Source organism: Methylotuvimicrobium buryatense 5G, from assembly GCF_000341735.1.
Taxonomy (GTDB): domain Bacteria; phylum Pseudomonadota; class Gammaproteobacteria; order Methylococcales; family Methylomonadaceae; genus Methylotuvimicrobium; species Methylotuvimicrobium buryatense.
This window is the reverse complement of the sequence record NZ_KB455575.1, coordinates 3,217,605-3,242,562: the sequence shown is the minus strand read 5'-3', so window position 1 is coordinate 3,242,562 and position 24,958 is coordinate 3,217,605. Positions and strand designations below refer to the sequence as shown.

General features: G+C 48.6%; 22 protein-coding genes. 10 read left to right on the top strand and 12 right to left on the bottom strand.

Annotated features, from left to right (window positions below; translation table 11 throughout):
• Nucleotides 1–13 precede the first annotated feature (13 nt).
• The gene (gene argB / locus METBU_RS0114620; RefSeq protein ID WP_017841345.1) at nt 14–910 is read left to right on the top strand and encodes an acetylglutamate kinase; all 897 of its coding nucleotides are present in this window, start codon (nt 14–16) and stop codon (nt 908–910) included.
• On the opposite strand, the gene METBU_RS0114615 is transcribed toward argB, so the two are convergent.
• The 3 genes from METBU_RS0114615 to proC all read right to left on the bottom strand — a co-directional run bounded on the left by METBU_RS0114615 (nt 890) and on the right by proC (nt 3,760).
• Complete coding sequence (locus tag METBU_RS0114615) at nt 890–1,897, bottom strand: DUF4124 domain-containing protein (protein WP_083877738.1); 1,008 nt, start codon at nt 1,895–1,897, stop codon at nt 890–892. The two genes, argB and METBU_RS0114615, sit on opposite strands and share 21 nt — an antisense overlap.
• A gap of 460 nt (nt 1,898–2,357) precedes the next feature.
• Nucleotides 2,358–2,933, bottom strand: coding sequence for a YggT family protein (locus METBU_RS0114605; RefSeq protein WP_017841342.1), 576 nt, complete (start codon nt 2,931–2,933; stop codon nt 2,358–2,360).
• The gene (gene proC / locus METBU_RS0114600; protein ID WP_017841341.1) at nt 2,933–3,760 is read right to left on the bottom strand and encodes a pyrroline-5-carboxylate reductase; all 828 of its coding nucleotides are present in this window, start codon (nt 3,758–3,760) and stop codon (nt 2,933–2,935) included. Before proC ends, METBU_RS0114605 begins: the two co-directional genes overlap by 1 nt.
• Before the next feature lie 805 nt (nt 3,761–4,565).
• On the opposite strand from proC, the gene METBU_RS0114585 reads away from it, so the two are divergent.
• The 7 genes from METBU_RS0114585 to METBU_RS0114555 all read left to right on the top strand — a co-directional run bounded on the left by METBU_RS0114585 (nt 4,566) and on the right by METBU_RS0114555 (nt 13,624).
• The gene (locus METBU_RS0114585) at nt 4,566–5,558 is read left to right on the top strand and encodes an SPL family radical SAM protein (RefSeq protein WP_017841338.1); all 993 of its coding nucleotides are present in this window, start codon (nt 4,566–4,568) and stop codon (nt 5,556–5,558) included.
• A complete protein-coding gene (locus METBU_RS0114580; protein ID WP_017841337.1) occupies nt 5,546–6,262 on the top strand; it encodes an SDR family oxidoreductase in 717 nt (238 codons plus the stop codon). Before METBU_RS0114585 ends, METBU_RS0114580 begins: the two co-directional genes overlap by 13 nt.
• A gap of 825 nt (nt 6,263–7,087) precedes the next feature.
• Complete coding sequence (locus METBU_RS0114575) at nt 7,088–7,624, top strand: disulfide bond formation protein B (protein WP_017841336.1); 537 nt, start codon at nt 7,088–7,090, stop codon at nt 7,622–7,624.
• Between the two features lie 73 nt (nt 7,625–7,697).
• Nucleotides 7,698–8,495 (top strand): class I SAM-dependent methyltransferase, encoded by a 798-nt coding sequence (locus tag METBU_RS0114570; protein WP_026130243.1) that lies wholly within the window; start codon nt 7,698–7,700, stop codon nt 8,493–8,495.
• Nucleotides 8,496–8,936: 441 nt separating this feature from the next.
• Nucleotides 8,937–11,141 (top strand): primosomal protein N', encoded by a 2,205-nt coding sequence (locus tag METBU_RS0114565; RefSeq protein ID WP_017841334.1) that lies wholly within the window; start codon nt 8,937–8,939, stop codon nt 11,139–11,141.
• Between the two features lie 130 nt (nt 11,142–11,271).
• Nucleotides 11,272–13,032, top strand: coding sequence for an arginine--tRNA ligase (argS, locus tag METBU_RS0114560; RefSeq protein ID WP_017841333.1), 1,761 nt, complete (start codon nt 11,272–11,274; stop codon nt 13,030–13,032).
• Nucleotide 13,033: 1 nt separating this feature from the next.
• Entirely contained in the window at nt 13,034–13,624 is a 591-nt protein-coding gene (locus tag METBU_RS0114555; RefSeq protein ID WP_026130242.1) for an SPOR domain-containing protein, read from the top strand.
• 295 nt (nt 13,625–13,919) lie between these two features.
• On the opposite strand, the gene METBU_RS29230 is transcribed toward METBU_RS0114555, so the two are convergent.
• The 7 genes from METBU_RS29230 to trpE form a co-directional block, all read right to left on the bottom strand.
• Nucleotides 13,920–14,210, bottom strand: coding sequence for a DUF4276 family protein (locus METBU_RS29230; protein WP_412768462.1), 291 nt, complete (start codon nt 14,208–14,210; stop codon nt 13,920–13,922).
• Nucleotides 14,192–14,602, bottom strand: a complete 411-nt coding sequence (locus tag METBU_RS25350) for a DUF4276 family protein (RefSeq protein ID WP_051056248.1) — start codon at nt 14,600–14,602, stop codon at nt 14,192–14,194. Before METBU_RS25350 ends, METBU_RS29230 begins: the two co-directional genes overlap by 19 nt.
• Nucleotides 14,599–15,702, bottom strand: a complete 1,104-nt coding sequence (locus METBU_RS0114545) for an AAA family ATPase (protein WP_017841331.1) — start codon at nt 15,700–15,702, stop codon at nt 14,599–14,601. The genes METBU_RS25350 and METBU_RS0114545 overlap by 4 nt, the downstream gene beginning before the upstream one ends.
• Before the next feature lie 54 nt (nt 15,703–15,756).
• Nucleotides 15,757–16,560, bottom strand: coding sequence for an indole-3-glycerol phosphate synthase TrpC (gene trpC, locus METBU_RS0114540; protein ID WP_017841330.1), 804 nt, complete (start codon nt 16,558–16,560; stop codon nt 15,757–15,759).
• The gene (gene trpD, locus METBU_RS0114535; protein ID WP_017841329.1) at nt 16,557–17,591 is read right to left on the bottom strand and encodes an anthranilate phosphoribosyltransferase; all 1,035 of its coding nucleotides are present in this window, start codon (nt 17,589–17,591) and stop codon (nt 16,557–16,559) included. Before trpD ends, trpC begins: the two co-directional genes overlap by 4 nt.
• 88 nt (nt 17,592–17,679) lie before the next feature.
• Nucleotides 17,680–18,270, bottom strand: coding sequence for an anthranilate synthase component II (locus METBU_RS0114530; RefSeq protein ID WP_017841328.1), 591 nt, complete (start codon nt 18,268–18,270; stop codon nt 17,680–17,682).
• Complete coding sequence (gene trpE / locus METBU_RS0114525; RefSeq protein ID WP_017841327.1) at nt 18,267–19,754, bottom strand: anthranilate synthase component I; 1,488 nt, start codon at nt 19,752–19,754, stop codon at nt 18,267–18,269. The genes METBU_RS0114530 and trpE overlap by 4 nt, the downstream gene beginning before the upstream one ends.
• A 254-nt stretch (nt 19,755–20,008) precedes the next feature.
• On the opposite strand from trpE, the gene METBU_RS0114520 reads away from it, so the two are divergent.
• Nucleotides 20,009–20,881: a fumarylacetoacetate hydrolase family protein gene (locus METBU_RS0114520; RefSeq protein WP_017841326.1), complete on the top strand. Its 873-nt coding sequence runs from the start codon at nt 20,009–20,011 to the stop codon at nt 20,879–20,881.
• 173 nt (nt 20,882–21,054) lie between these two features.
• Here METBU_RS0114520 and METBU_RS0114515 read toward each other — a convergent pair whose 3' ends face one another.
• Together METBU_RS0114515 and METBU_RS0114510 are read right to left on the bottom strand one after the other, a co-directional pair.
• Nucleotides 21,055–22,509 carry an ATP-binding protein gene (locus METBU_RS0114515; RefSeq protein WP_017841325.1) on the bottom strand — a complete coding sequence of 485 codons (1,455 nt, stop codon included), beginning with the start codon at nt 22,507–22,509 and terminating at the stop codon, nt 21,055–21,057.
• On the bottom strand, nt 22,509–23,168 hold the full coding sequence (locus METBU_RS0114510; RefSeq protein ID WP_017841324.1) for a response regulator: 660 nt from the start codon (nt 23,166–23,168) through the stop codon (nt 22,509–22,511). Before METBU_RS0114510 ends, METBU_RS0114515 begins: the two co-directional genes overlap by 1 nt.
• 370 nt (nt 23,169–23,538) lie before the next feature.
• Here METBU_RS0114510 and hemW point away from each other — a divergent pair, with 370 nt between their 5' ends.
• On the top strand, nt 23,539–24,687 hold the full coding sequence (gene hemW / locus METBU_RS0114505; protein WP_017841323.1) for a radical SAM family heme chaperone HemW: 1,149 nt from the start codon (nt 23,539–23,541) through the stop codon (nt 24,685–24,687).
• The last annotated feature ends 271 nt before the right edge of the window (nt 24,688–24,958 follow it).

Here is a 24,958-nt window from a genome sequence, read left to right as displayed (position 1 = left end):
GGATAAAGAATACATGAAAAACAAAGCCGCGCATCAGATTGCGCACGTTCTGATCGAAGCCTTACCTTATATTCGCCGTTTTAAAGATAAAACGGTCGTCGTCAAATACGGCGGCAATGCGATGATCGATGAATCGCTAAAAAACAGTTTTGCGCAAGATATTGTCATGATGAAACTGGTCGGTTTAAACCCCATCGTCGTACATGGCGGCGGCCCTCAAATAGGGGACTTACTGAAACGGCTCGGAAAAACCTCAGAGTTTATTGACGGCATGCGTGTAACCGACAGCGAAACGATGGATGTTGTTGAAATGGTATTGGGCGGCTTGGTGAACAAAGAGATCGTTAATCTGATAAACCGGCATGGCGGCAAAGCGGTTGGCTTGACCGGTAAGGACGGCGACTTTATTCGCGCCAACAAGATCAAAATGAAAAAAAATGCGATCGAAGCGCAAGAGCCTGAAATCATCGATTTAGGTCATGTGGGAGAGGTCAGTAGTATCGATCCGGCGGTACTGTCGATGTTGAATCACAGTGATTTTATTCCAGTGATTGCTCCGATCGGCGTGGGCGACGATGGGCATTCCTATAATATCAATGCCGATTTGGTCGCCGGCAAGGTTGCAGAAGTCTTGAAAGCCGAAAAATTGATTTTGTTGACCAATACCGCAGGCATTCTCGATAAGCAACAAAATTTGCTGACCGGTCTCTCGTTAAAGGATGTAGACGACTTGATTGAAGACGGTACGATTTCCGGCGGTATGATACCGAAAACCCGCTGCGCAACCGATGCGCTGAAAGGAGGGGTCTCTAGCGTCCATATCATCGACGGGCGCGTCGAGCATGCAGTATTGTTGGAGCTGTTTACCGACCAGGGAGTGGGGACCTTATTATTCAGTCGACCGAGATAAGGCGTCGTTAATATAAGGTCTAAACGCGGACCGGATATCGCTGACTCGCTGACTCGCGCATAACTCGCGGCCTAATGAAGAGTCTCGGCAACGAATATCGAGAAAAAGTTGATAGTCGACATCGCTAATCGCGATTTTTGATAATGATAAGCTTAAGTCGGAATCTTTAGACGGCGAGCGGGTCATGATCAACTTGTCGGTGTCGATATCCGGGCCGGTCGTTGAATGAAAAGTGACGAAAGTTCGAGCAATTTCCCACGCCTGGTTACATTGATGATCGTTCTCGCAATAAAACAATCCTAATTCGTTGGCTTCCTTAATGCTAGGAATTTTATGTTGTTTCGGTTGCGTATCGGTCCTGGATTGAGTCAAAAATAAATAGCGCTCGACGTCGGCATCGTCCTCTTTTTTTACTTGGTTCAACGTTTCCATTTGTCGACTGATCGCTATTTCGGTTTGTTGAATTTGCTCTTGGGTCGACCGGATATCCTTCAATAGCGACTCGGGGACGCGTTGAGCATTTCTTTCGAATGCTGCGGCTTTTCTTTGTTGTCCGGATAGCTGACTCTTGAGCCGGTTTAAGTTGCCTTCCGTCGCCCTGATTTGGGCTTCCATAGTGCGAGTCTTATTTTTGATCGACAACAATAAATCGTCTATGTTGCGGAAAGTGCTTAGTAAAACCCTATCATAGGTTTGTTGTTTTTGAATGATTTTTTCCTGCGCCTCACGAAGCTCGTTAAGTCTTTGATCCAATTCTAGCTCTTCTTTTGTTTTGGCTTTTTCAATGACATCGATTACCCTGCCTCGCTGGTTTAACGCTTCGCGGCGATGCTTTGCGTGTTCCGGCGGGACTTGGTCTGAAAAATAAGTATTGCCTTGGTCGTCAACCCAGCGGTACATTTTTTTTGCATGGATCGAGGGCGCATGACATAGAAGTAGTGTGACTGCGGCAATGTTAAGGTATTTTCGTAGTAAGGCAATCGGCATAGGCGGCTACAGCAACAGCTGATCAAAAGAAGAATAAGACGATTATTATTATAAATATGCCAGGATGGCGTATTTTCCCCTATGCAAGGCGCAAAAAAGAGCGTTAAGCGAAGCTATGTAACCATTTTGAGCGCGGTAGATAGGCAAAAAATCAGGCATACGGTATATTTTTCGCCGGAAATCAGCTAAGTATATAACGTAAGTGAATCGTATGCAGCGATGAGTCGTTGTTAACAGCAATTCCCAGTTTGAGCATTTTCGCCGATTTTAGGGTGTGGGGTATGCCTGTCGAGGAACGCCGTAAACCCATCCATGGGGGCTTGGCGGCAGCTAAGCACCAAGGATGGTGTGAATGCAGATTTTGCAGGAGCAAAAATCTGCCCCTGCTGCCGACATCCTCGCCAAGCACACTCCACACCTTTTTTGATCTCCAAATTTGGAATGGCTGAACAAAACCAGTTCAGCCAATCAGACCGGCTAATTGATGCAAAGGCGGCAAAATAACCATTTTAGCTAGTTGCAATAACACCAGCGCGGCTAGCGGCGATAAATCGACGCCGCCGATATCGGGGATGAATTTACGGCAAGTATCGAGCAGGGGCTCGGTCAAGCTATGTAATATCGACGAGGCGGCATCGAAAGAGCCGGGATTGACCCAGCTTAGAATCGCCCGGGCAAAAATCGCAAAAATAAAAATGTTGAACAGCAACGAAACCAGTTGCGTAAACGATAAAACAATCAATGCGCCAACGCTGATCATGATGCCTTTCAAAAGCAAGATCGAAAAATCGGCAAGCATCTGCAAAGCCATGACCAAAACCAACGAGGAGGTATCGATTTGACCTACCGGTGGAATGAAGCGGCGCATGAGTCGAAGCGGTGGGTGAGTAATTTTGACCAAAAATTGCGATATCGGATTGTAATATTCGGCTTTACACCACTGCAGAAGGAAGCGCAGCATGACGGCCAGAATGTATAACGAAAAAACCGTATCGATTAAAAAAATGACCGGATTAGACATATAATTCGAATCCATCATTGTTCTCCCAATTGTTTGGACATTTCGATCGAGCGGCTATGTGCGGCGAGTACGGCTTTGGCGACCAACTCTCTGAAGCCGCCTTGTTCGAAAGCTTCGATTGCTTGTTCGGTGGTGCCGCCCGGTGAGGTAACGCGTTTGCGTAATTGTTCGGGTGACTCGTTCGATTCGAGTGCGATTTTAGCGGCGCCGAGCGCGGTTTGCTGAATTAGTAAACGGGCCGTGTGTTCCTGCATGCCCAAAGACAATGCGGCTTGTTCCATCGCTTCCATCAGTAAAAAATAATAGGCCGGGCCGCTGCCCGATACCGCAGTAACCGCATCGAGTTCCGATTCTTGATCGACCCACAGCGCAACGCCGACCGAGCGTAGAATATTTTCAGCCAAGTCGCGTTGTTCTTCGTCGACATTCGTATTGGCATGCAAGCCCGTCGCGCCGGTCAACACCAAGGACGGTGTATTGGGCATGCAGCGAACTACGGCGACTTCGGTACCTAGCCAGCGACTCAGGCTCTCTTGAGCGATGCCTGCGGCGATCGATACGACCAGCGGACGCTTATTCTTGATGACGGCCACGCAGTTTTCCGCCACTTCGCGTAGTACCTGGGGCTTGACTGCAAGCACGACGACGTCGACTTCTTCGATGACGGCTTCATTGGCAACGGAAATATTAATATTTAAATTGTTGGCCAGCGTTTTAAGGGCATCTTGATTGACATCCGAAACCCATATTTGGGAAGGTGAGTGGCCGCTGGCAATCAAGCCCGTGATAAGGCTGGAGGCCATATTGCCGCCCCCGATAAATCCGATTTTTTTCGTTTTCATGATGTTGAGATATGGTTTCAAAGGTTACGGTATTTTAACCCGATATGGGGATTGTGTCAGAAATCGCAAGGTCTGTGTAGTTTGTTCATTGACGGTTTTTGTCTTTACGGTACGGCAATGCTATTTATGATCAAGGCGTCTTTATATCCAGTAATTCTCAGTTTGAACATGTTTACGCAGTTTAGGGCGGGGGCATGCCTGTCGAGGAACGCCGTGAGCTCGTCCCTGCCGCCGACATCCTCGCCAAGCATGCTCCACACCAGGGCAAACGCATTAAAACACTATAGAAAATCAGATAGTTAAAATATTCTTTTTTTCCTGGTTAACTATAAGATTTGGTTTGTTTGAAACCTAAATAAGGCTTTGTGTCGCTATCGCGACGCTTATGTGTAGTCGGTTCGCGGACCGACAACCGCGATACTTTTCTTTGCTTGTCCAAAGAAAAGTATCCAAAAGAAAAGACACCCGGAGGCCGCTGCATCCTGCGCGCTGACGATTTTGCCGAGGGTTTTCGGAAGGGCAATCCTTAGCCCTCCGAAAACGAGCGGCATCCCTGCCGCTCCCCTAACGGGCTATTCTCGGCAAAATCGCCAGTGCTCGGCGCGGCCTAACGGGGCCCAGGGAGGGGCACCATAAGTTAAACCGAATTGACTAAGCGTTCTAAGCAACAGGATAACATATTGATATGTTAATTATTTTAATGCGTTTACCCTGTGCTCCACACCCTTTTTTAACCTCTAATTGTGAATTGCTGTCGTGTATCAAAGCGCTGACATGATTTTATGGTTTGCGTTAAACTCTGGTAATGATACAAACTCTCTACATCGAAGAATCGATTCGCCAGCACCCGCGTGTCGAAGCAATACGCGCACGATTTCCTAAGGCGCAAACGATCAGCTGCGCACGTTTCGGTGAGGTATTCAATCCGAAGGCGCAAAACTTCCGCTTGCAAAAACAGCAGCCGGCACTGATTTTGGCTGAAAAGTATCGGCGGTTTGTATTGGAAGCCCCGGCCGGTTACGGCATAGGCGCCGGAAAAAATTATTATTTTTCGCACATGCTCAATTGCCTGTATGATTGCCGCTATTGTTTTTTACAGGGAATGTATCAGTCGGCTCATTATGTCTTGTTTGTCAATTACGAGGATTTCCAGAGTGAGATCAAGCAAATTTGCACAGAAAATCCGGATGAGCGGTTTTATTTTTTTTCGGGTTACGATTGCGACAGCTTGGCGCTGGAACCGGTTACCGGTTTTGTCGAAGAATTTCTACCGGTTTTTGCCGGTCTGGACAATGCCTGGCTGGAGTTGAGAACAAAAAGTACACAGGTTAGGGGCCTATTAGACCGAGAGCCTTTAGCGCGCTGCATCGTCGCCTTCAGTTTATCGCCGGAAGCGATTGCGGATAAGGTTGAGGCAGGCGCACCGTCCGTGGCAAAACGGATCGAGGCGATGGGCAAACTACAAGCACAAGGTTGGCCGTTGGGCTTACGTTTCGATCCTTTGATCTATACCGACGATTTCCGGCGGCATTACCGGCAATTGTTCGAACAGGTTTTCAAGCGCATTGATCCTGAGAACTTGCATTCGGTTAGCTTAGGCGTTTTTCGATTGCCGGAGAACAATTACAAAAAAATGCATAAACTGTATCCGGAAGAAAAACTTTTCGCGGGACCCTTGGTCAATCAGCAGGGCATGGTGTCTTATCGCCAGGATTTAGAACAGGAGATGATGGACTTTTGTAGCGAGCAGTTATCGGCCTACATACCCGAGGATAAATTTTTTCCATGTCGTTTGTGAAAAGAACGATTCTGGTAACTGGTGCCAGTTCCGGAATCGGACGAGCGGTGGCTAGAAAATTATTGGGCGAAGGTCATCATGTGCTTGGCGTATCGCGTGATGCCGATCGTTTTCAATCGTCGATGTCGAATTTTACGGCGGTGCAAATGGATTTGAGTCATTTGACGGGTTTGGCAGACCAAGCGGCCCAGTTGAGCAAGCATCATCCTGAAATCGATGCAGCGGTTTTTTGTGCCGGTGCGGGCCGCTTCGGTTCGTTGGAGGAGTTTTCGTTTGCCGCGATCGAATCATTGATGACGGTCAATTTTACCGGGCAAGCGTTTTTGACGCGCGCATTATTGCCGGGTTTAAAAAAACAAGCGAGGGGCGATCTGATTTTTATCGGCTCGGAAGCGGCGCTCAAGGGAAGCCGCAAAGGCGCGGTATACTGCGCGAGTAAATTCGCCGTGCGCGGATTTACTCAGGCGTTACGCGAGGAATGTTCGAAAAGCCGTGTTAGGATTGCGCTGATCAATCCGGGCATGGTCAATACGCCGTTTTTCGAGAACTTGTCCTTTGGGCCCGGCGGCGAGGCCGGACAAGCTATCGAGCCCGAAGATGTTGCCGATGCGGTGCTGTATATTCTGCATTCGAATGCTAACATCGTCGTCGATGAAATTAACTTAAGCCCGCTGAATAAAGTGGTTAAATTCAAAAAATCGTGAATGATTCATTATTTTGATAAAAAGCATTTTATACCCTTTGTTGGTCAAATTTCGGCGCCGGGGTGTCCGTCAAAGGACGCCGTGAATACGTCCAGTAGGCTTCTATGCCAGCTCCATGCTGGCAAAGCCTTTGCCGAGCACTCCGGCGCCTCCTAAGGCACTGCCGAAATTTGAAGTGCGAAAGGTATATTCTTACCATGAAGAGCACTCCAGTCCCGCTATTGTTTTGATATTTTTTAATCATTAACTGGATTAGAAAACCAGCAATTCCCAATTTGGAGATCAAAAAGGGTGTGGGGTATGCTTGGCGAGGATGTCGGCAGCAGGGGCAGATTTTTGCTCCATGCAAAATCCGCATTCACGCCATCCGTGGCTTTCGAGCTGCCGCCAAGCCCCCATGGATGGGTTTACGGCGTTCCTCGACAGGCATACCCCACACCCTAAAATCGGCGAAACTGCTCAAACTGGGAATTGCTGATTAGAAAACGCTGTATTACTGTATTGAGTTCATCTGTGATATTGAGACAGTTCATAAAGCACTCAATTCTCTCCCCTTCATCATCTTCATGGTAATAATAAACAAGCTATAAACATTATGCAGCATCAGTACACGCAAAGGATTTCTGTAACCATATGATTGCTTTTGTGTATTTCGTGGACTGATTGTTGAATCTAGGTTTATCCATACGTCGATGCCTGATCGGAAAAAAATCTCCGCGCTTCAGCGCGAGATTAAAAGCCATTCCCACTCCACGATCGTCAGTTCCACCGGTATAATCCGATTTCCTCAATAAAATTTAGTAACAATGAACAAGGCATCAAGATATGATTCATGACTTATTCTTGCAAGCCGCATCGCGGCCGCGCATTTGGTTTTTTCTCGGCGCCGCCGGCTGTGCTTTTTTATTGGCGATGGGTGCGTATTTTCAGTTCGTCGATGGTCTCGAGCCTTGCCCGTTGTGTATCTCTCAACGCATCGCGATTGCGGCGACCGGCGTTGTGTTCTTGATTGCTGCGATACATAACCCGAACGGAGTCGGCAGAAGAGTTTATGCAGTCATCGGTGCTATTGTGGCATTGGCAGGCGCGTCGATTTCGATGCGTCATGTCTGGATACAAAATTTGCCGCCCGACCAAGTACCTGAATGCGGGCCTGGCTTGGAGTATGTCTTCGAAAATTTTCCATTGACTGATACGATCAAAATGATGCTTAGCGGCACAGGTGAATGTGCCGAAATCGATTGGAGTCTGTTCGGCATTAGCATGCCAGGCTGGACGTTGGTTGCCTTTTTGATGTTGGCTGCCTGGAGTCTCGTGCAGTTTTGGGAATGGCGGATAATTTCAGTGAGCCGTGAGCGGTAAACGAATGGGCTTGGATTATAGTGATTTTGCGGGCCGACAAGCCTGTGGTGTTGATTTAGATGGGGATAGTGTAATGAAAAAAGTGATTGTATTACTCAGTTTGGTTTTGTGCGCGGCTACGGCGACCGCCGAAACGTCGGCGTTGAGGCAAGCGATCGACGGGGCGCATCGTTCGGCCGAAAACAAAGCCCGTGATGCTTACCGTCATCCCGAACAGACCTTGTCGTTTTTTGATGTCGGCGAGTCGATGACTGTTGTCGAAATCTGGCCGGGCGCAGGTTGGTATACCGAAATTTTGGCGCCTTATCTGAAAAATAATGGCAAGCTCTATGCCGCACATTTCTCAAAAGATGCAAAAGTTCCCTATTTTCAAATGACATTACAGGCTTTTGTCGAGAAAATGAAGCAACAGCCCGAGGTCTACGGTAAGGTTGAATTGACTGTTTTGCAACCGCCCGAATCTGTCGAGATAGCGCCTGAAGGTTTTGCCGATCGCGTGCTGACCTTCCGGAACGTGCATAACTGGATCAAGGCCGGTCAAGCCGATGCGGTATTCGCTGCGATGTTCAAAGCGCTGAAACCGGGTGGAATCCTTGGTGTCGTGGAGCATAGAAGCCTGCCTGGTGCCGCTATCGAAATACAAGTGCAATCGGGCTATGTCGACGAGAGCCATGTTATCGAATTGGCCGAAAAAGCCGGATTCACACTGTTGGATCGTTCCGAAATCAATGCCAATCTAAAAGACTCTAGGGATCATCCGGCCGGCGTCTGGACTTTGCCGCCTACACTACGTTTGAACGAGAAGGACAGAGCCAAGTATTTGGCGATCGGCGAAAGCGACCGTATGACGTTGAAGTTTGTCAAGCCGTGAAATTAACGGTTTTCGAGTTTTATACACAATTCAGAAATTTAATCAACCCAGCTCTCGGCGGTATTGCTAATGATATGCTTAATTAGCAAGTCATTGATATTTTAATAATTGACGAGCCGATTAATGATTGGTCAAACCTAAAAAATCGAATAAAAACCGCTATTCAGGACAAGTATTAACGGGATATGCACAGAGTTATCCACAGATTATGTGGATATCTTTAATCCTAGAAAAAGCATTTCACCATGAAGGTCATGAATAATAAGAAGTTAATTTAATAACTTGTCATTCGTTTGCGTGCAATTTTCGCTCACCCGAAAGCTTAGCTGCAACGTTTAGGTAATCTCTTGAAATACTTAATGAACTTCATGGTTAAACTGCTAAATTTAGGTTAATAAACTCTTAAATCACATGGCAATAAAAAACGAAATGGCTCGGTGAGTGCGAAACAATTTGTACATCCTCAAAGTCGCGATTCCGGTACCGGTTTATCGTTTATTCGATTATTTACCGCCGTTGGATCTTGATCCGAAAACCCTAAAGCCGGGTATTAGGCTAACAGTACCGTTCGGCAAGGGCCAAAAAACCGCTTTTTTGATTGGAATTGATTCAAACAGCGAAATCCTTAGCGCTAAGCTCAAGCGGATTGAGGCCGTCTTGGATGAACGGCCTTTGTTGTCGGATCGTGACTTGAGTCTGTTGCATTGGGCCGCGCGTTATTACCATCATCCGCTGGGCGAAGTATTTAGTGCCGCTTTTCCTGTTGCGCTCAGGCAAGGTAAGCCGGCTACGATTAAAGCAGAAAAATTTTATGTATTGACCGAAAAAGGCCGTTTATTAAATCCTGAGCAACTGAGGCGCGCACCGAAACAACAACAATTGTTATATCAATTGCAAACGCAGCGAGACGCGGTGCCGGCATCGCATTTGAATGCGATTATCGAAAATTGGCGACCGGCAGCCAAAGCGCTGCAAGACAAGCAGCTACTCAGGTTAGAAGGGGTCGCCGTCAACGCCACGACTCATTTGATATTGAATCCGCAGCTGCACCCGAATTCATTGCAGCAGGAAGCCATTGAACAAGTCGTTAGCGCTTTGAGCCGCTTCGAAGTCTTTTTATTGGAAGGCGTGACCGGCAGCGGCAAGACCGAAGTCTATATGCAGGTGATCCGCTCGGTACTCGAACGAGGGCTGCAAGTGTTGGTTTTGTTGCCCGAAATTACGTTGACCCCGCAGTTAGAGCAGCGCTTCCGTCTGCGTTTTGCCGTGCCAATTACGATTTCGCATTCCAAGTTGACCGATATACAGCGTCAACAAGCTTGGCTCGGCATGCAACGCGGCGATTATGCGATCATGCTTGGTACGCGCTCGGCATTATTCACGCCGCTGGCAAGACCGGGATTGATCATTCTCGATGAGGAACATGACGCATCATTCAAACAACAGGAGGGATTCCGGTTTTCGGCGCGCGATGTCGCAGTAGTGCGCGGCAAACTGCTTAATGTTCCCGTCTTGTTAGGTACGGCGACGCCGTCTTTGGAAAGCGTTTATAATGTCGAGCAAGGCCGCTATCGGTTATTACATTTGACCGAAAGAGCCGGTAACGCCGCCCCGCCTAAAATGTTGCTTTTGGATATTCGCAATAAACGCATGCAGGAAGGTTTGTCGGAGCCGTTGATCGCCGAAATGCACAAGACGCTGGCTAAAAATGAGCAGGTATTATTGTTCCTTAACCGGCGAGGGTTTGCCCCAACGTTGATCTGCCACGGTTGCGGTTGGGTGGCGCGGTGCCGGCGCTGCGAAGCCAATATGGTCGTACATTACGACGAAGCGCTGTTGCGCTGCCACCATTGCGGTAGCGAACAGCGCTTGTTGCCGCAATGTCCCGAGTGTGAGACCGGTCAATTGACACCGCTTGGCCTCGGTACCGAGCGGGTCGAAAAAGCGTTAGCGCAACTGTTTCCCGGGCGAAGCGTCATTCGCTTGGATCGTGATACCACTCAACGTAAAGGAGTGTTGGAAGACGCCCTCGAACGTATTAATCGGGGTGACGTCGATATTATTCTCGGCACACAGATGCTGGCGAAAGGCCATCATTTTCCGAATGTAACTTTGGTCGTGATGCTCGATGTCGACAGCGGTCTGTTCAGCATCGATTTTCATGCCTCGGAAAAACTGGCGCAAATGATCGTACAGGTATCGGGCCGCGCCGGGCGCGCGGAAAAACCCGGGCGGGTGATATTACAGACCCGAAAGCCCGAGCATCCGTTGTTGACTATATTGATCAAGGACGGCTATGGCCGCTTCGCCCGTTCCGCACTAGCCGAACGACGATTGGCCGAGTTACCGCCCTATAGTTTTCAAGCGTTGTTACGCGTCGAAGCCACCGATTCCGCCGTGCCGCTGCAATTTTTCGAGCAACTGATGCAAGCTGTCGAACCGAATCGAACGGTACGGATGTTGGGTCCGGTGCCGGCGCCAATGTCCCGGCGCGCCGGAAGGTATCGCTATCAGTTGCTGCTACAAAGCGCGACTAGGCCCGAATTGCATCGCTTCCTGGATAAACTAATGCCGCTTATAGCGGGACTTAAATTAACCCGAAAAGTGCGTTGGTCGCTCGATGTCGATCCGGTGGATTTGTATTAACGTCGCGGGCATGTCCAAATACAGCGAAAACGCCCAAACCGGGGATTGCTGCAACACAAATCCGCATTGTATAAGCGGTTAACTTTCATGGATAATATCCAGTTGTTTTTCACCTAAATTCGCGGAAGTCATGAAACAAAAATTAGAGGCCCTTATCCTGCAAGCCATTGATGTCTTAAAAAAAGACGGAATCCTGGATGGGGGCGTAAGCCCTAAATTTACGATAGAACATGCCCGTGATGCACAGCATGGCGATTTTGCGACCAACATTGCCATGATGCTGGCAAAGCCCGCCAAGTCTAATCCCCGAGCGTTGGCCGAAAAAATCGTCGCGGCATTGCCGGTAGATAGCGCGGTCGCGCGCGTTGCGATCGCCGGTCCCGGTTTCATCAATTTTTTCATTGACCCGAATGCGCAATATCAAATCATCCAAAAAATTCATGACGATGGCTCGCAATTCGGCTTGAGCCGAGCCGGTGCCGGACAAAAGGTTCAAGTCGAATTCGTTTCGGCCAATCCGACCGGGCCCTTACATGTCGGTCACGGACGCGGGGCGGCCTATGGTTCGGTGGTTGCCGACCTACTGGAAGCGGCCGGTTTTGAAGTACACCGCGAATATTATGTCAATGATGCCGGCCGGCAAATGGATATTTTAGCGACCAGTATCTGGCTGCGTTATCTCGAAGAATGCGGCGAAATTATCCCGTTCCCGGTCAATGGTTACCGCGGCGAATATATTCGCGAAATCGCGGCCGAGATTCATAAAGCCTCAGGCAACGAATATCGAAGACCCGCCGAATTACTGATCGAGAATATTCCGGTAGATGAGCCGCAGGGCGGCGACAAGGAAGTGCATATCGATGCGTTGATCGAAAGAGCCAAGACCCTGTTGGGTTCAGGGCTTTATCAGGACATCTTTCAAGTCGGTCTGAAAACGATCTTGCAGGATATTAAAGAAGACCTCGCCGAGTTCGGCGTGAATTATCAAGAATGGTTTTCCGAGCGCATGCTGATGGAAAGCGGTGCGGTCGACGAGGCTTTGAGCCGTTTACAACAAGCCAGTTACCTTTACGAAAAAGACGGGGCGACCTGGTTTGCATCGAGTCGTTTGGGCGATGAAAAAGACCGCGTCGTCGTGCGCGAAAACGGTCAAGGCACCTATTTTGCCTCCGATATCGCCTATCATATGAACAAATTGCATCGGGGTTACGACCGCATCATCAACATTTGGGGGGCCGACCATCACGGTTACATCCCAAGGGTCAAGGCCGCAATGCAGGCGCTCGGAGCCGACGAATCGAAATTGACGGTATTGTTGGTGCAATTCGCGGTGTTGTACCGTGGCGAAGAAAAAGTGCAAATGTCGACACGTTCCGGCGAATTCGTGACCTTAAGACAGTTGCGTAACGAAGTCGGTAAAGATGCCGCGCGTTTTTTCTATGTCATGCGCCGTTCAGAGCAGCACATGGATTTCGATTTGAAGCTTGCGACATCGCGAACCAACGAAAACCCGGTCTATTATGTGCAATACGCCTATGCGCGGATTTGCAGTGTATTTCGCCAGCTTGACGAAAAAAACTGGGCGCGCGACTTGCTCGACGGCATGAAGCATCTGGCGCTGCTGAAAGAAGAGCACGAGCTAAATTTAATCGGCACCTTGGCGCGTTATCCCGAAGTGCTGGAGCGTTCCGCCCTAAACTACGAGCCGCACCAGTTGATTCATTATCTGCGCGACTTGGCGACCGATTTTCATACTTATTACAATGCCCATCAGTTTCTAGTCGAGGACTCGGCATTGAGGAACGCGCGGCTAAACTTGATTTCCGCAGCAAAACAAGTCATGGCCAATGGCTTGGAGTTGTTGAAGATCAATGCGCCTGAAGTGATGTGATATGGCAAGAGACTATAAACACAGGGGGCAACACAGGACCCAGCCGAAACCGAAAGCCGGTGTACCAGCGACCTGGTGGAGTTGGTTGGTGCTCGTTCTCGTGATCGTGGTATTTCCGGTGTTATTGCTAAAATGGTGCGGGCCTACTCCGGAAAACAAGAGCTCGACTAAACAAACGCTTCCTAAACAAGTCGCCGATCAAGTCAAAACATCAACAAAGGCGAAATCGCCAAAGCCTGAAGCGATCGACGAGCCGCGTTTCGATTTTTATACGATATTACCGGAAAAAGAAGTCGTCGTGCCCGATTACGAGATCAAAACCCGGGTGCGCGAAGAACGGGTCGGCAAGGCTAAGGCGACTCAATACCTGCTGCAGGCCGGTTCGTTCAGAGAGTTTGCCGATGCCGACCGCCTGCGTGCTAAGTTGGCGCTAATGGGCATTGAATCCCGCGTCGAGAAAGCCCAAGTCGGCGATGTGATTTGGAACCGCGTCAAAATGGGGCCTTACGAGCAGATGTCGAGCGTCACGACCATTAAGAACCGCCTTAAGGAAAATGGTATTGATGTGATGGTGACCGAAGTCAGTCATTGATTGGCGTGGGAGTAAATCGGGGATTGGCGTGGTGATTGTCAGCTCAGTTGGTTTGTTCCCAAAAAATCCGGCATATCTAACAAGTATGCCCTGGGTCATTAGTTTATACCCATCGCAGATCAAAATTCGGCACCAGGGTGTCCGTCAAAGGACGCCGTGAATACATCCCTGTAGGCTCTATGCCAGCTCCATGCTGGCAAAGCCTTTGCCGCACACCCTGGCGCCTCCTCAGGCACTGCCCAAATTTGAAGTGCGAAAGGTATATTATAAAACCGACTGGGTTGAAGAAGTGGATTTAGGCCGAACATCTTATTTGATTTAATTTATGGTACCACTCGGCAAAGTGCGTACACTGTTCGCACAAATTATCAATGCCGATATTTTTAATCGCTAAGGAGCCATGCCGTATTTTACGGTATGAAGGTTTTTGCAAAATTCCATTAATCCGAGCCGAAGGTTTAGTTTCATAACCGTCATTGATATGCTCAGGGGAACTAAACGAGTCACGGATGGCATTTAATTCTTTGAAGGCTTTTTCCCAAGACGTTTCTAATTCAATTAGCTTTGCTATGTCGGTAAACAGCAACCCTTCAAATTCATAAGGCTGTATACAGTGGGAAAACGCTCTGCATAGAGTTCGTTTTCCTTAATGACATCGGCTTTAAAAGCATCCTCAAGCCGGGCGACTCTTTGATGCACATCGCTAATTTTCCGGCCTTCCTCGTAAGATGGAAAGCCGTTATCCAGCGCATATAAATCGAAAAAAGTGGTAATAATGGTATCGGCTTCTTCTTTCAGGCAATTCAAGATAAATTTCTTGATGCGTTGATAATTTAACCCGCCGCCTTTATGACCTTTTGATGTTGAAATCAAGCGCGCAGTTATATAGATTTGCCTGTGAGCAAAAATCGGGGCGATCACATCGCGAACGAAGGTTTCTTCGGTTTGGCCTTCACAAACTACATACATTCGTTTCATCGCGACGGTCTCCCGCCGATAATGTTTTGTTTCCATAATTCGCCAAGACTATAATCTTCCAGCCAGTCTTTTAGATTCTCTTCGTTTAGGCGTTTGAATGTAGATGCGTCGTTTACTCGGTCTACAACGATGATGTCGTTAGCCGAAAAGTGCTCAATCAGCTCGACGGATTGTGTCGAAATGATGAGTTGCTTTTGCTCGGACGCCCTTTTGATTAAATCGGCGAGAATTGCAAGGGCATAGGGGTGTAAACCTAGCTCCGGCTCGTCGATCAATACGGTATCGCTCATCAACCGAAATGGCTGTAGTAACAGCGTGGCTAAACAGATGAACCTCAACGTGCCGTCCGATAAAACATGCGCTTTAAACGGCGTATCGGGATTGCCTTGCTCGAACCATTCAAGTTGAACATTATCGGCATCTTCTCGGTGTACGAAATCGGCGAAAAATGGCGCAACCAACCGAATCGTACTGACAATTTTCTGATAATTTTCAGGATAGACGCGTTTTAATCGCATTAAAAAAGCGGCCAAGTTTGCTGCATCGGTTTTGAGTTTCAGATTGTCCGTCGCAGAATGAATCTGTTTAACCGTTGCTGTATCGCTGGTATCATGAAAATGATAAACCCGCCAGCTTGCGATGGCAGGTTTGATATATTGCGCAAACTTATGTGAGGAATTTTTGAGCGACGCTTCGTTGCCTCCGGATTGGATGGTTGTCGATGAAGGATAACGGGGATGGCCGTCGTGACCTGTATAGTAATCAGTGAACCAAAGCATTTCGGAAGCAAAAATCAACCGATTATCTAAAGTAGGCTTTAAACTGAATTCATAGCCGTTTTGTGCAAAATAAAATTCCATATGAATGACTTTGGTGTTTTTTCGCCCGTAATGTAATAACACATCCGGGCCGCCGTTGGTTTGCACATAATCCTGCAAATTCCGCTCATACATATTTGCTAGAAACTTGAATACGGAAATAAAGTTACTTTTCCCCGCGCCATTCGCACCCAATAAAATGTTGAGGTTAGTCAGTTTAAAATTATCTAAATTTTTGATCGACTTGTAACCATTAATGGAAATGCTGTCTAACCTAGGCATTTTTATGGTCTGATATTTCCAGAATTCGTATGGCCTCGAGCTTGAAAAACAAATCTACGGCAATTCAAACAATTCGCGCATTTTTTGGCCCGGGCTTGGCGCGCGCATGAAGGCTTCGCCGACCAGGAAGGCATAGATAGCGTTGTCGGTCATCAGCTTGACGTCTTCAGGCGTGTGAATGCCGCTTTCGGTAATGATGATGCGGTTCTCAGGGATTTGATCTTTCAAGGCTAGCGTCGTTTGCAGCGAGGTTTCGAAGGTTCTTAAGTTACGGTTGTTGATGCCGATCAGCGGCGTGTCGAGTGTTAGCGCGCGTTGCAATTCATCTGCGTCATGTACTTCGACCAGGACGTCCATGCCCAATTCCTTCGCGGTGTTCGCTAATTCGTGCATTTGCGCATCGTCGAGCGCGGCGACAATTAGCAAAATGCAATCGGCGCCTAAGGCGCGCGCTTCGAAGACCTGGTAAGGGTCGATCATGAAATCCTTGCGCAGCACGGGCAGCGGACAGCGTTCCCTGACCATTTGCAGATACACTTCGCTGCCTTGGAAATATTCCTTATCGGTCAGCACCGACAGGCAGGTTGCGCCGTTCATCGCATAATCTTGGCCGATCGCGACCGGATCGAAGTTTTCGCGGATCACGCCTTTGCTCGGCGAGGCTTTTTTGACTTCGGCGATGATCGCAGTTTTTTTTCCGGCAACCTTGCTCTGTAGCGCGGCGGCGAATCCGCGCGGGCTTTCGACGCCGGCGGCGATTTCACGCAGCATGTCGACCGTCGTGTTCAGCTTGCGGCGTGCGATTTCGTCGGCTTTGGTATCAAGGATTTTTTTTAGAATATCGGGAGTATCGGTCATGATGATTCGCTTGAAGTTAGCGCGTTGGAAAATTCGATGAATGTATTCAATTTCGCTTTTGCCATGCCACTTTCAATGGCTATTTGAGCTTTATGCACGCCGGAATGTAAGTTGTCGGTCAGGCCTGCCGCATAAATTGCCGCGCCGGCATTGAGCGCGACGATGTCTCTGGCAGGTCCCGGTTGATTGTCGAGTGCCGAATAAATCATAGCTAGGCTCTCTGCGGCACTATCGACCGCAAGCTCTTCCAGGTTGCCTCGTTTGAGACCGAATTGGACCGGTGTGATCGTGTAGCAATTGATGTTGCCGTTTTTCAACTCCGCCACCGAAGTCGATGAGGCAATGCTGATTTCATCGAGTCCGTCTTCTGCGCTGACCACGATGACATGGTGGCTGCCGAGTTTTTTTAGTACTTCGGTCATCGGCCGAACCCATTCCTTTGCATAGACGCCGATCAATTGATTCGGTGCCTTAGCCGGATTGGATAATGGGCCCAATAGGTTGAATAGTGTCCGTACGCCCATTTCTTGGCGAGGACCGACCGAATATTTCATTGCGCCGTGATGTTTCGGTGCGAACAAAAAACCGACGCCGACTTCATTGACGCAGCGGATGACTTGTTCGTGGCTTAAGTCCAGGTTGACACCGGCCGCTTCCAGCACGTCGGCACTACCGGTGCGGCTGGAAACTGAACGATTGCCGTGTTTGGCGACTTTGCCTCCGGCTGCCGCAACGACGAAAGCGCTGGCCGTCGAAATATTGAATGTGTTTGCGCCATCACCGCCTGTGCCGCAGGTGTCCACGACATGCTCGCCGCAGATTTCGATGGTGTCGGCTAATTCTCGCATCACTTCGACAGCAGCGGCGATTTCCTCGATGGTTTCTCCTTTGCAGCGTAAGGCAATCAAGAATGCGGCAATTTGTGCATCGGTCGCACCGCCGGTCATAATAATGCGCATCACGTCGCGCATTTGCTCGTGATTGAGATTATGCTTGGTCAGGAGAGTTTGCAGAGCTTGTTTGAGATCCATAGTGTTTGGCTAATATTCTCGTCGGTAGTTGGAAGTCGGATCAATGAATCGCGTATTTTGCGAATTTTACCGTGGGATGGGCTTTGTTTTATCTGTCCAAAAAGTTTCGCAGCAGATCGTGGCCGTGTTCAGTCAAGATCGATTCCGGATGAAACTGCACGCCTTCGATATCAAATATTTTATGGCGGACGCCCATGATTTCTTCGATATTGCCGGTTTCGTCCTGAGTCCACGCCGTGATTTCAAGACACTCCGGCAACGTGGCTTGATCGATGACCAGAGAATGATAGCGCGTTGCGGTAAACGGGTTGTTCAGTCCTTTGAATACTCCAACATCGTTGTGATAAACCGGCGAGGTTTTACCATGCATAATGCTTTTGGCATGGATGATGTTGCCTCCGAAAGCATGTCCAATACTTTGATGGCCGAGACACACGCCTAGAATCGGAAAACGGCCTGCGAACCTTAAGATCGCTTCGACCGAAACTCCGGCCTCGTTAGGTGTGCAAGGCCCCGGTGAAATGACGATTTTATCGGGCGCCAGGCGTTCGATATCGGTCACGGTGACTTCGTCGTTGCGTACGACCGTTACATCGGCGCCGAGTTCGCCGAAATATTGCACTAGGTTATAAGTGAACGAGTCGTAATTATCGATCATAACCAGTTTGACGGCGCTCATGATTGTTCTCCTTCCAAGCCTGCCTCGGCCATGCTGACGGCTCGGAATACGGCCCGGCCTTTGTTCATCGTCTCTTCCCATTCGTTAATCGGCACCGAATCGTAAACGATGCCGGCACCCGCTTGAATGTGCAAGGTTTTATCCTTGATCACGGCGGTGCGGATCGCAATCGCGGTATCGAGATTGCCCGACCACGCGATATAACCGACCGCGCCCGAATAGACGCCGCGCTTGACCGGTTCCAGTTCATCGATGATTTCCATCGCGCGGATTTTCGGCGCGCCGCTGACCGTGCCGGCCGGAAATGTCGCAGCCAAGACATCGAAGGCGTTTTTGCCTTCTTGCAATTCTCCGGTGACGTTAGAGACGATATGCATGACATGCGAATAACGTTCGACGATCATTTTGTCGGTAAGTTGCACGGTGCCGGTACGCGAGACGCGACCGGCGTCGTTGCGGCCGAGATCAATCAACATCAAATGTTCTGCCAGTTCTTTCGGGTCGGCAAGCAGTTCCCTTTCCAGGTCAAGGTCTTGCTCGTGCGTCGCGCCGCGCGGGCGGGTTCCAGCGATCGGGCGAACCGTGACCGTGCCGTCTTCCAGGCGTACCAGGATCTCGGGCGACGAACCGACGATATGAAAATTCTCGAGATTTAGAAAATACATGTACGGCGAAGGATTTAGACAACGCAACGCGCGGTATAAATTAAGCGGCGAGGCGCTATACGGGATCGACAAGCGTTGCGACAGCACGACTTGCATGATATCGCCGTCGACGATGTATTCTTTCGCTTTCAACACGGCCTGTTCGAAACCTTGTTGCGTGAAGCCGGAAACGAAATGCGATTCCTCGACTTGTTTCGGCGCCTTGTGAGTTTCGGAACGCGCTTTTTGTTCGCGTAGCCGGACTGCCAAATCGTCCAGGCGATTTACGGCGTCTTGGTAGGCATTGTCTTGCTCAGGGTCAGCATGAGTCAAGAGCAGCAGTTTTCCGGATAAATTATCGAAGACCAGTATTTCTTCGGAAACCATTAGTAAGATGTCGGGCGTGCCGATTGGGTCCGGTTTGTTTGTCGACTTGAGTCGAGGTTCGATATAGCCGATGGTTTCATAGCCGAAATAACCGACTAGTCCGCCGTTAAAGCGTGGCGACCCTTCGATATCGGGGACTTTGTAACGATCTTTAAATGCTTCGATCCAGACCAGTGGGTTTTCATGAGACAGTATTTCAATGGCTTCGCCGTCTCGCTCAACTCGGATGTCATTGCCGATAACTTTGACGACAGTTCGACAAGGCAGGCCGATAATCGAATAGCGGCCCCACTGCTCGCCGCCGTGTACGGATTCGAATAGATACGAATAGGGACCGTCGGCCAGTTTTAGGTAAGCGCTGAGCGGTGTGTCCAAATCTGCGAGAATTTCCCGGCTGATCGGAATTCGGTTAAAGCCTTGCAGGGCATGCTGTTTAAATTGTTCGGGTGTCATTGTGGTTGTCAGCATAAGTTGATGACGCACGGACGGGTCTTAAAACGAAACCGTCCTTTCGTCGGTCGGCACATTATATATAAGAATAGGCGGCGCTTCTAAGGTAAAAGTAACGGTTTAGAGAATGCCTGGTTGAATAATGGCATCCGGGGCATTCGTGGTTCATTGAAGAGCCAAAACCAATGAGGCGTATTTTCCTTATACCGGATCATTTAAAATTAATGTCTCATTCCAATGGTAGGACGAAGCAAACGATGAAATTAATTACTTTTACGCATAATCGGCAAACACGAATTGGCGCTGTCGTCGGCGATGAAATTGTCGACGGTTTCGGGGATAGTGCGCTTTCGGTCTCGATGATCGATTTTCTAAACGCTGGCGCTCCGGCATTAGAGGCGTTGCAACAACTCGTCGATACAGGCACGCATCGCCTGCCGGTTGCAGAGGTGAAAGTGCATGCACCGGTGCCGAGACCAGGGAAATATTTAGCGATCAGCCTTAATTATGCCGAACACATTGAGGAAACCGGCAAGGAAAAACCCGAATACCCGACATTTTTCAATAAGCAAACAACTTGTGTAATCGGTAGCGGTGAACCGATTCATCGGCCTAAGGTATCGGAAAAACTGGATTATGAGGGCGAGTTGGCATTTGTAATCGGCAAGCGTTGCCGTCATGTGCCTCTGGAACAAGCGCATCAAGTCATCGCTGGCTTCACGATTGCCAACGATGTGTCGGTTAGGGATTGGCAGGCCCGTTCGCCGACGATGACGCTGGGTAAATCGTTCGATACACATGGCCCGCTCGGGCCATGGCTAGTCACGCCGGATGAAATCATCGATCCGCATAATTTGACGATCAAGACCTGGGTTAATGATGAATTACGGCAAAATTCCAATACTCGGCACATGATTTTTAATTGCTATCAAATGATTGCTTATTTGAGTCAAGTTATGACGCTCGAGCCTGGCGATGTCATTGCAACCGGCACGCCGTCGGGCGTCGGCGTTAAAATGAAACCGCGCGGTTATCTGAAGCCCGGGCAAACGGTTCGTATTGAAATCGAAGGTATTGGCGAGTTATGCAATTCAGTCGTCGAAGAGCCTAATGCTATCGAATGTCGATAAGCGATGTATACACTTTGCTAGTCAAATTTCGGCGTCGGGGTGCCCGTCAAAGGACGCCGTGAATACGTCCCTGTAGGCTCTATGACAGCATCCATGCTGCCAAAGCCTTTGCCGAGCACCCCGGCGCCTCCTCAGGTACTGCCGAAATTTGAAGTGCGAAAGGTATAGGTATATTATTTTTTTAATTGGTGCCAAGCATAAGGCGGTTTTTTGAAAAAATCCGAATTGATGTTTGGGGCCACCGGGTAATCGGTTTGTTGGGCTTGAAAGAGTAACGCGATGCGCAAGCCGCCAAAGCGGGATTGAGCCATCTGTAATTCGGCATGATGCAAGGCCGCGATTCTTTTCACCATCGATAAGCCGAGACCGCTGCCCTGAGCATGGTTGGCGGTTTCGACGCAACGGTAAAAACGTTGATATGCATTTTCGAATTGTTCGGTCGGAATGCCCGGCCCCGAATCTTCGACACATAAACAAGGGCGGTTTCCTTGTGCGGTCAGGCTAATCAATATTTTGCCGCCTCTTGGCGTGTATTTGATTGCGTTATCGACGATATTTCTTATTAAGATATTGATGAGTAAGGAATTGACCATGACTAAACTGTCGGTGTCGTTATCAAAACCCATGGTAATTTGTTTTTTATGGGCTTCCGGTTCCATTTCGGCAATGATTTGAATAATTTCATTGCTCAATTTGATCGGTTGTTTAGTCAAGTAACTGGGGTCCGATTCGATGCGCGAAAAAGTCAATAACTGTTGTACTAGGCCGGTCATCCGTTTCACTGCCTGTTCAATACGGCTTAATGCTTGTTGTCTGACGCCAGCGTCGGTTGTTTTTATCGCGACTTGGGCTTGAGTTAACAAGCCCGCGAGCGGGGTTTTAAGTTCATGCGAAGCGTCGGCCGTAAAGCGCCGTTCGTTTTCGAAGGCTTTCTCAAGCTGGATGAATAAAGTGTTCAAGGACTCGACTACCGGTATGATTTCAGTCGGAAGCCAGCGCGTCGATAGGGGTTTTAAGTAATTAGCCTCGCGCTTCGCCAGTTGCCGCGCCAGGCGATTGACCGGTTTGAGCGAGCGGCCGACAATGATCCAAATGACCAGTCCGAATAAAGGCAAGCTGATCAATAGCGGTTTGATTAAATGGTTGGCGATTTCGTCTTTCAATTCCTGACGGATATCGTCACGTTGACCGACATGAACGATATATTCGTCTTCATCATTGGAAACGCTGAAAACATGCCAAGTATGTCCTGCTACCTCGGTTTTGGTGTAGCCGTTTGTCGAATGCGACATCGGTTGTTTGGGTGCGGTTTTCGACCTTAAAATCAAACCCTCGGTTTTATCGATTAATTGAAACGATATTTTTTTACGTAATTGCGTGAGTTGCTGGTCGGGTGGCGGCATTTTTTCAGGGCTGTCCAAATCCCATAATTCATTCAGCGAGCCTTTATAAAGCAATTGTCCGACAAACGAATATAGCGCTTGAGCGGATTGTTCGAGTTCGGCATTGAATAGTTTGACGACTTCATCGCGTGTGACCCTATAGCTGATATATGCCGTAACAGCCCAGATGACTATGGTTGCTGAAAGCAATGCAAACAGCAGCACTCCTTTAAGTGAGTAACGCATTAATTCTCATCGAGTATGTAGCCGACGCCTCTGACTGTGCGGATGTAATCCGAGCCTAGTTTTTTGCGTAGATGATGAATATGCACTTCGACAGTATTGCTTTCTATTTCAGAACCCCAGGAATATAAGGCTTCCTCGATACGCGCCTTGGAAACGACCTTGCCGATATTATTCATTAAAAAATTTAAAATGCCGAATTCCTTTTGCGATAAATTAACCGGGGTGTTATGGATCGTGACGGTATGCGCCGCGGGATCTAGCACGATGCCTTTATGTTCGATTTGAGAGACGCTTCGCCCCGCTTGTCTTCTGGCTAGTGCTCGAAGGCGGGCGCAGACTTCCGATAAATCGAATGGTTTAACGACAAAGTCGTCGGCGCCGCTATCGAGTAAAGTAACTCGATCGTCGATGCCGTCCCGCGCCGTTAAGATCAAGACCGGGGTTTCATCTTTTCGTTTTCTGATTTCGGAAAGTAGGTTTAAGCCGTCCATACCCGGCAGATTAAGATCCATTACAATCAGTTCATAACTGTTGGATTTCAGTGCTTCATCTGCCTGCGCGCCGTTCCTAAGCCAATCGACCGCATAGCCTTCCATCGTTAGGCCGGCTTGTATGCCGTCGCCCAGAATTTCATCGTCTTCGACCAATAATAGCCGCATAGTGTTACCAATTAGAATGCGTTGATGTTCAATAAGTAGTTTTAAATACCTGAAAAAATCAATTCTTTGCCAGGCACCCCGGTGCCTCCTTAAACGCTGCCGAAATTTGAAGTGCGAAAGGTATATTCTCAGACGATTTTGCGATTAAAAGAGAGTAAGACGTCAACTTTCCAAGCGTTTACCGTATTGCATAACATACTCTTTAAATTTAGCCGCATCAATTCGGAACGCAGTGTCTGTGAACGGTCTTGTTTTTCGCTTAATTATTGCTGCAGAACGTCGGAGTGTTAAACAAGACATGCTTCTCGTCAGGAAAAGGGAAAGCGAGCGTTTACAATGATTTCGGTGTTAAAATACCTCATCTTCAATCATGTGCAAAAAAATCTTGCCGCCGATAAGTTTATACATTCACATACCTTGGTGCATCAAAAAGTGCCCTTATTGCGATTTCAATTCTCATGCGGTCAAGGGTGAGTTACCCGAAATTCGCTATATCGATGCTTTGTTGCAAGATTTGAGCCTAGATTTGGAGCGCTTTGCCGTTCGGCAGCCCGCCATTGGGACGATATTCATTGGCGGCGGAACGCCCAGTTTGTTCTCACCCGAAGCGATCGATCGATTGCTTTGCGGTATTAGGTGTCAAACGAAGCTAGCCGATAACGCCGAAATCACGCTCGAAGCCAATCCAGGTACCTTTGAAAGCGGTAAATTCGCTGAATTTCGAGCTATCGGGATTAATCGATTATCGATCGGCGTGCAAAGTTTTAATGATGCGCAATTGAAAAAATTGGGAAGGGTTCATTCGTCGGCCGAGGCGATTCACGCGGCGGAAATTGCGCAACGTGTCGGCTTTTCCAATTTCAATCTAGACTTAATGTTCGGTTTGCCGGAAGTTTGCGAATATGACGGCTTGTCCGATATTCGTACCGCCGTCGATTTGAATCCCGCTCATATCTCTTTTTACCAGTTGACGTTGGAGCCGAATACTTATTTTCATAAGTTTCCGCCGCAACTACCGGAAGAGGAAAGTATCTTTGCAAAGCAAATGCAATGCCAAGTATTATTGGAAAGCGCGGGCTATTGGCAGTACGAAATTTCCGCCTACAGCAAGCCGGGTGCTCAGTGCCGACATAACCGCAATTATTGGCAATTCGGCGATTATCTGGGGATCGGCGCAGGTGCGCACGGTAAAATCAGTTTGGAGCTGCCCTTCGAGATTTATCGTAGCGTTAAACCTAAAAGCCCCGAGTTATATATGCAAACGCTTGGCGAGGAAAACCCCGTCTTGTGCGAAGCCGATAATCTTCCTATTGAATTCGCGATGAATCATTTCCGGCTTAAAGAGGGTTTTACCGAAGCGCACTATCGCGCCGTTACGGGGTTGAGTCTCGACAGTCTGCAGCCGGGCCTTGAGCAATGTATCGCGCAAGGCTTGGTCGATTTTACGGATGATCATTACCGCTGCTCGGAGCACGGTTGGAATTTTCTCGATACCATCCTTGAAAAATTCATTCGTTGAATGAGGGTTTGGTCATATACCCATCGTAGATCAAAATTCGGCACCGGGGTGTCCTCAGACACTACCGAAATTTGAAGTGTGAAAAAGTATAAATAATTGCCCTATTTCTCGTTTCCACTGCCCCAGCCTGGGAATGCATAGCGATTTAGTTTCGGCAGCCAAGGTGTAGAATCCCTCGGAGGAACGTGAGAGATCGTCATAACAGGTATCGAGGGCAAATTAGCCTACTTCCTTTTGATTGAAAAACCGCCTAAGAATAAAAGGTATGGGA

Bases quoted from the DNA above. Each gene is read 5' to 3' on its own strand.
- argB (WP_017841345.1), top strand. From the start codon at position 14: ATGAAAAACAAAGCCGCGCATCAGATTGCGCACGTTCTGATCGAAGCC.
- METBU_RS0114615 (WP_083877738.1), bottom strand. From the start codon at position 1,897: ATGCCGATTGCCTTACTACGAAAATACCTTAACATTGCCGCAGTCACA.
- METBU_RS0114605 (WP_017841342.1), bottom strand. From the start codon at position 2,933: ATGGATTCGAATTATATGTCTAATCCGGTCATTTTTTTAATCGATACG.
- proC (WP_017841341.1), bottom strand. From the start codon at position 3,760: ATGAAAACGAAAAAAATCGGATTTATCGGGGGCGGCAATATGGCCTCC.
- METBU_RS0114585 (WP_017841338.1), top strand. From the start codon at position 4,566: ATGATACAAACTCTCTACATCGAAGAATCGATTCGCCAGCACCCGCGT.
- METBU_RS0114580 (WP_017841337.1), top strand. From the start codon at position 5,546: ATGTCGTTTGTGAAAAGAACGATTCTGGTAACTGGTGCCAGTTCCGGA.
- METBU_RS0114575 (WP_017841336.1), top strand. From the start codon at position 7,088: ATGATTCATGACTTATTCTTGCAAGCCGCATCGCGGCCGCGCATTTGG.
- METBU_RS0114570 (WP_026130243.1), top strand. From the start codon at position 7,698: ATGAAAAAAGTGATTGTATTACTCAGTTTGGTTTTGTGCGCGGCTACG.
- argS (WP_017841333.1), top strand. From the start codon at position 11,272: ATGAAACAAAAATTAGAGGCCCTTATCCTGCAAGCCATTGATGTCTTA.
- METBU_RS0114555 (WP_026130242.1), top strand. From the start codon at position 13,034: ATGGCAAGAGACTATAAACACAGGGGGCAACACAGGACCCAGCCGAAA.
- METBU_RS25350 (WP_051056248.1), bottom strand. From the start codon at position 14,602: ATGAAACGAATGTATGTAGTTTGTGAAGGCCAAACCGAAGAAACCTTC.
- METBU_RS0114545 (WP_017841331.1), bottom strand. From the start codon at position 15,702: ATGCCTAGGTTAGACAGCATTTCCATTAATGGTTACAAGTCGATCAAA.
- trpC (WP_017841330.1), bottom strand. From the start codon at position 16,560: ATGACCGATACTCCCGATATTCTAAAAAAAATCCTTGATACCAAAGCC.
- trpD (WP_017841329.1), bottom strand. From the start codon at position 17,591: ATGGATCTCAAACAAGCTCTGCAAACTCTCCTGACCAAGCATAATCTC.
- METBU_RS0114530 (WP_017841328.1), bottom strand. From the start codon at position 18,270: ATGAGCGCCGTCAAACTGGTTATGATCGATAATTACGACTCGTTCACT.
- trpE (WP_017841327.1), bottom strand. From the start codon at position 19,754: ATGACACCCGAACAATTTAAACAGCATGCCCTGCAAGGCTTTAACCGA.
- METBU_RS0114520 (WP_017841326.1), top strand. From the start codon at position 20,009: ATGAAATTAATTACTTTTACGCATAATCGGCAAACACGAATTGGCGCT.
- METBU_RS0114515 (WP_017841325.1), bottom strand. From the start codon at position 22,509: ATGCGTTACTCACTTAAAGGAGTGCTGCTGTTTGCATTGCTTTCAGCA.
- METBU_RS0114510 (WP_017841324.1), bottom strand. From the start codon at position 23,168: ATGCGGCTATTATTGGTCGAAGACGATGAAATTCTGGGCGACGGCATA.
- hemW (WP_017841323.1), top strand. From the start codon at position 23,539: ATGTGCAAAAAAATCTTGCCGCCGATAAGTTTATACATTCACATACCT.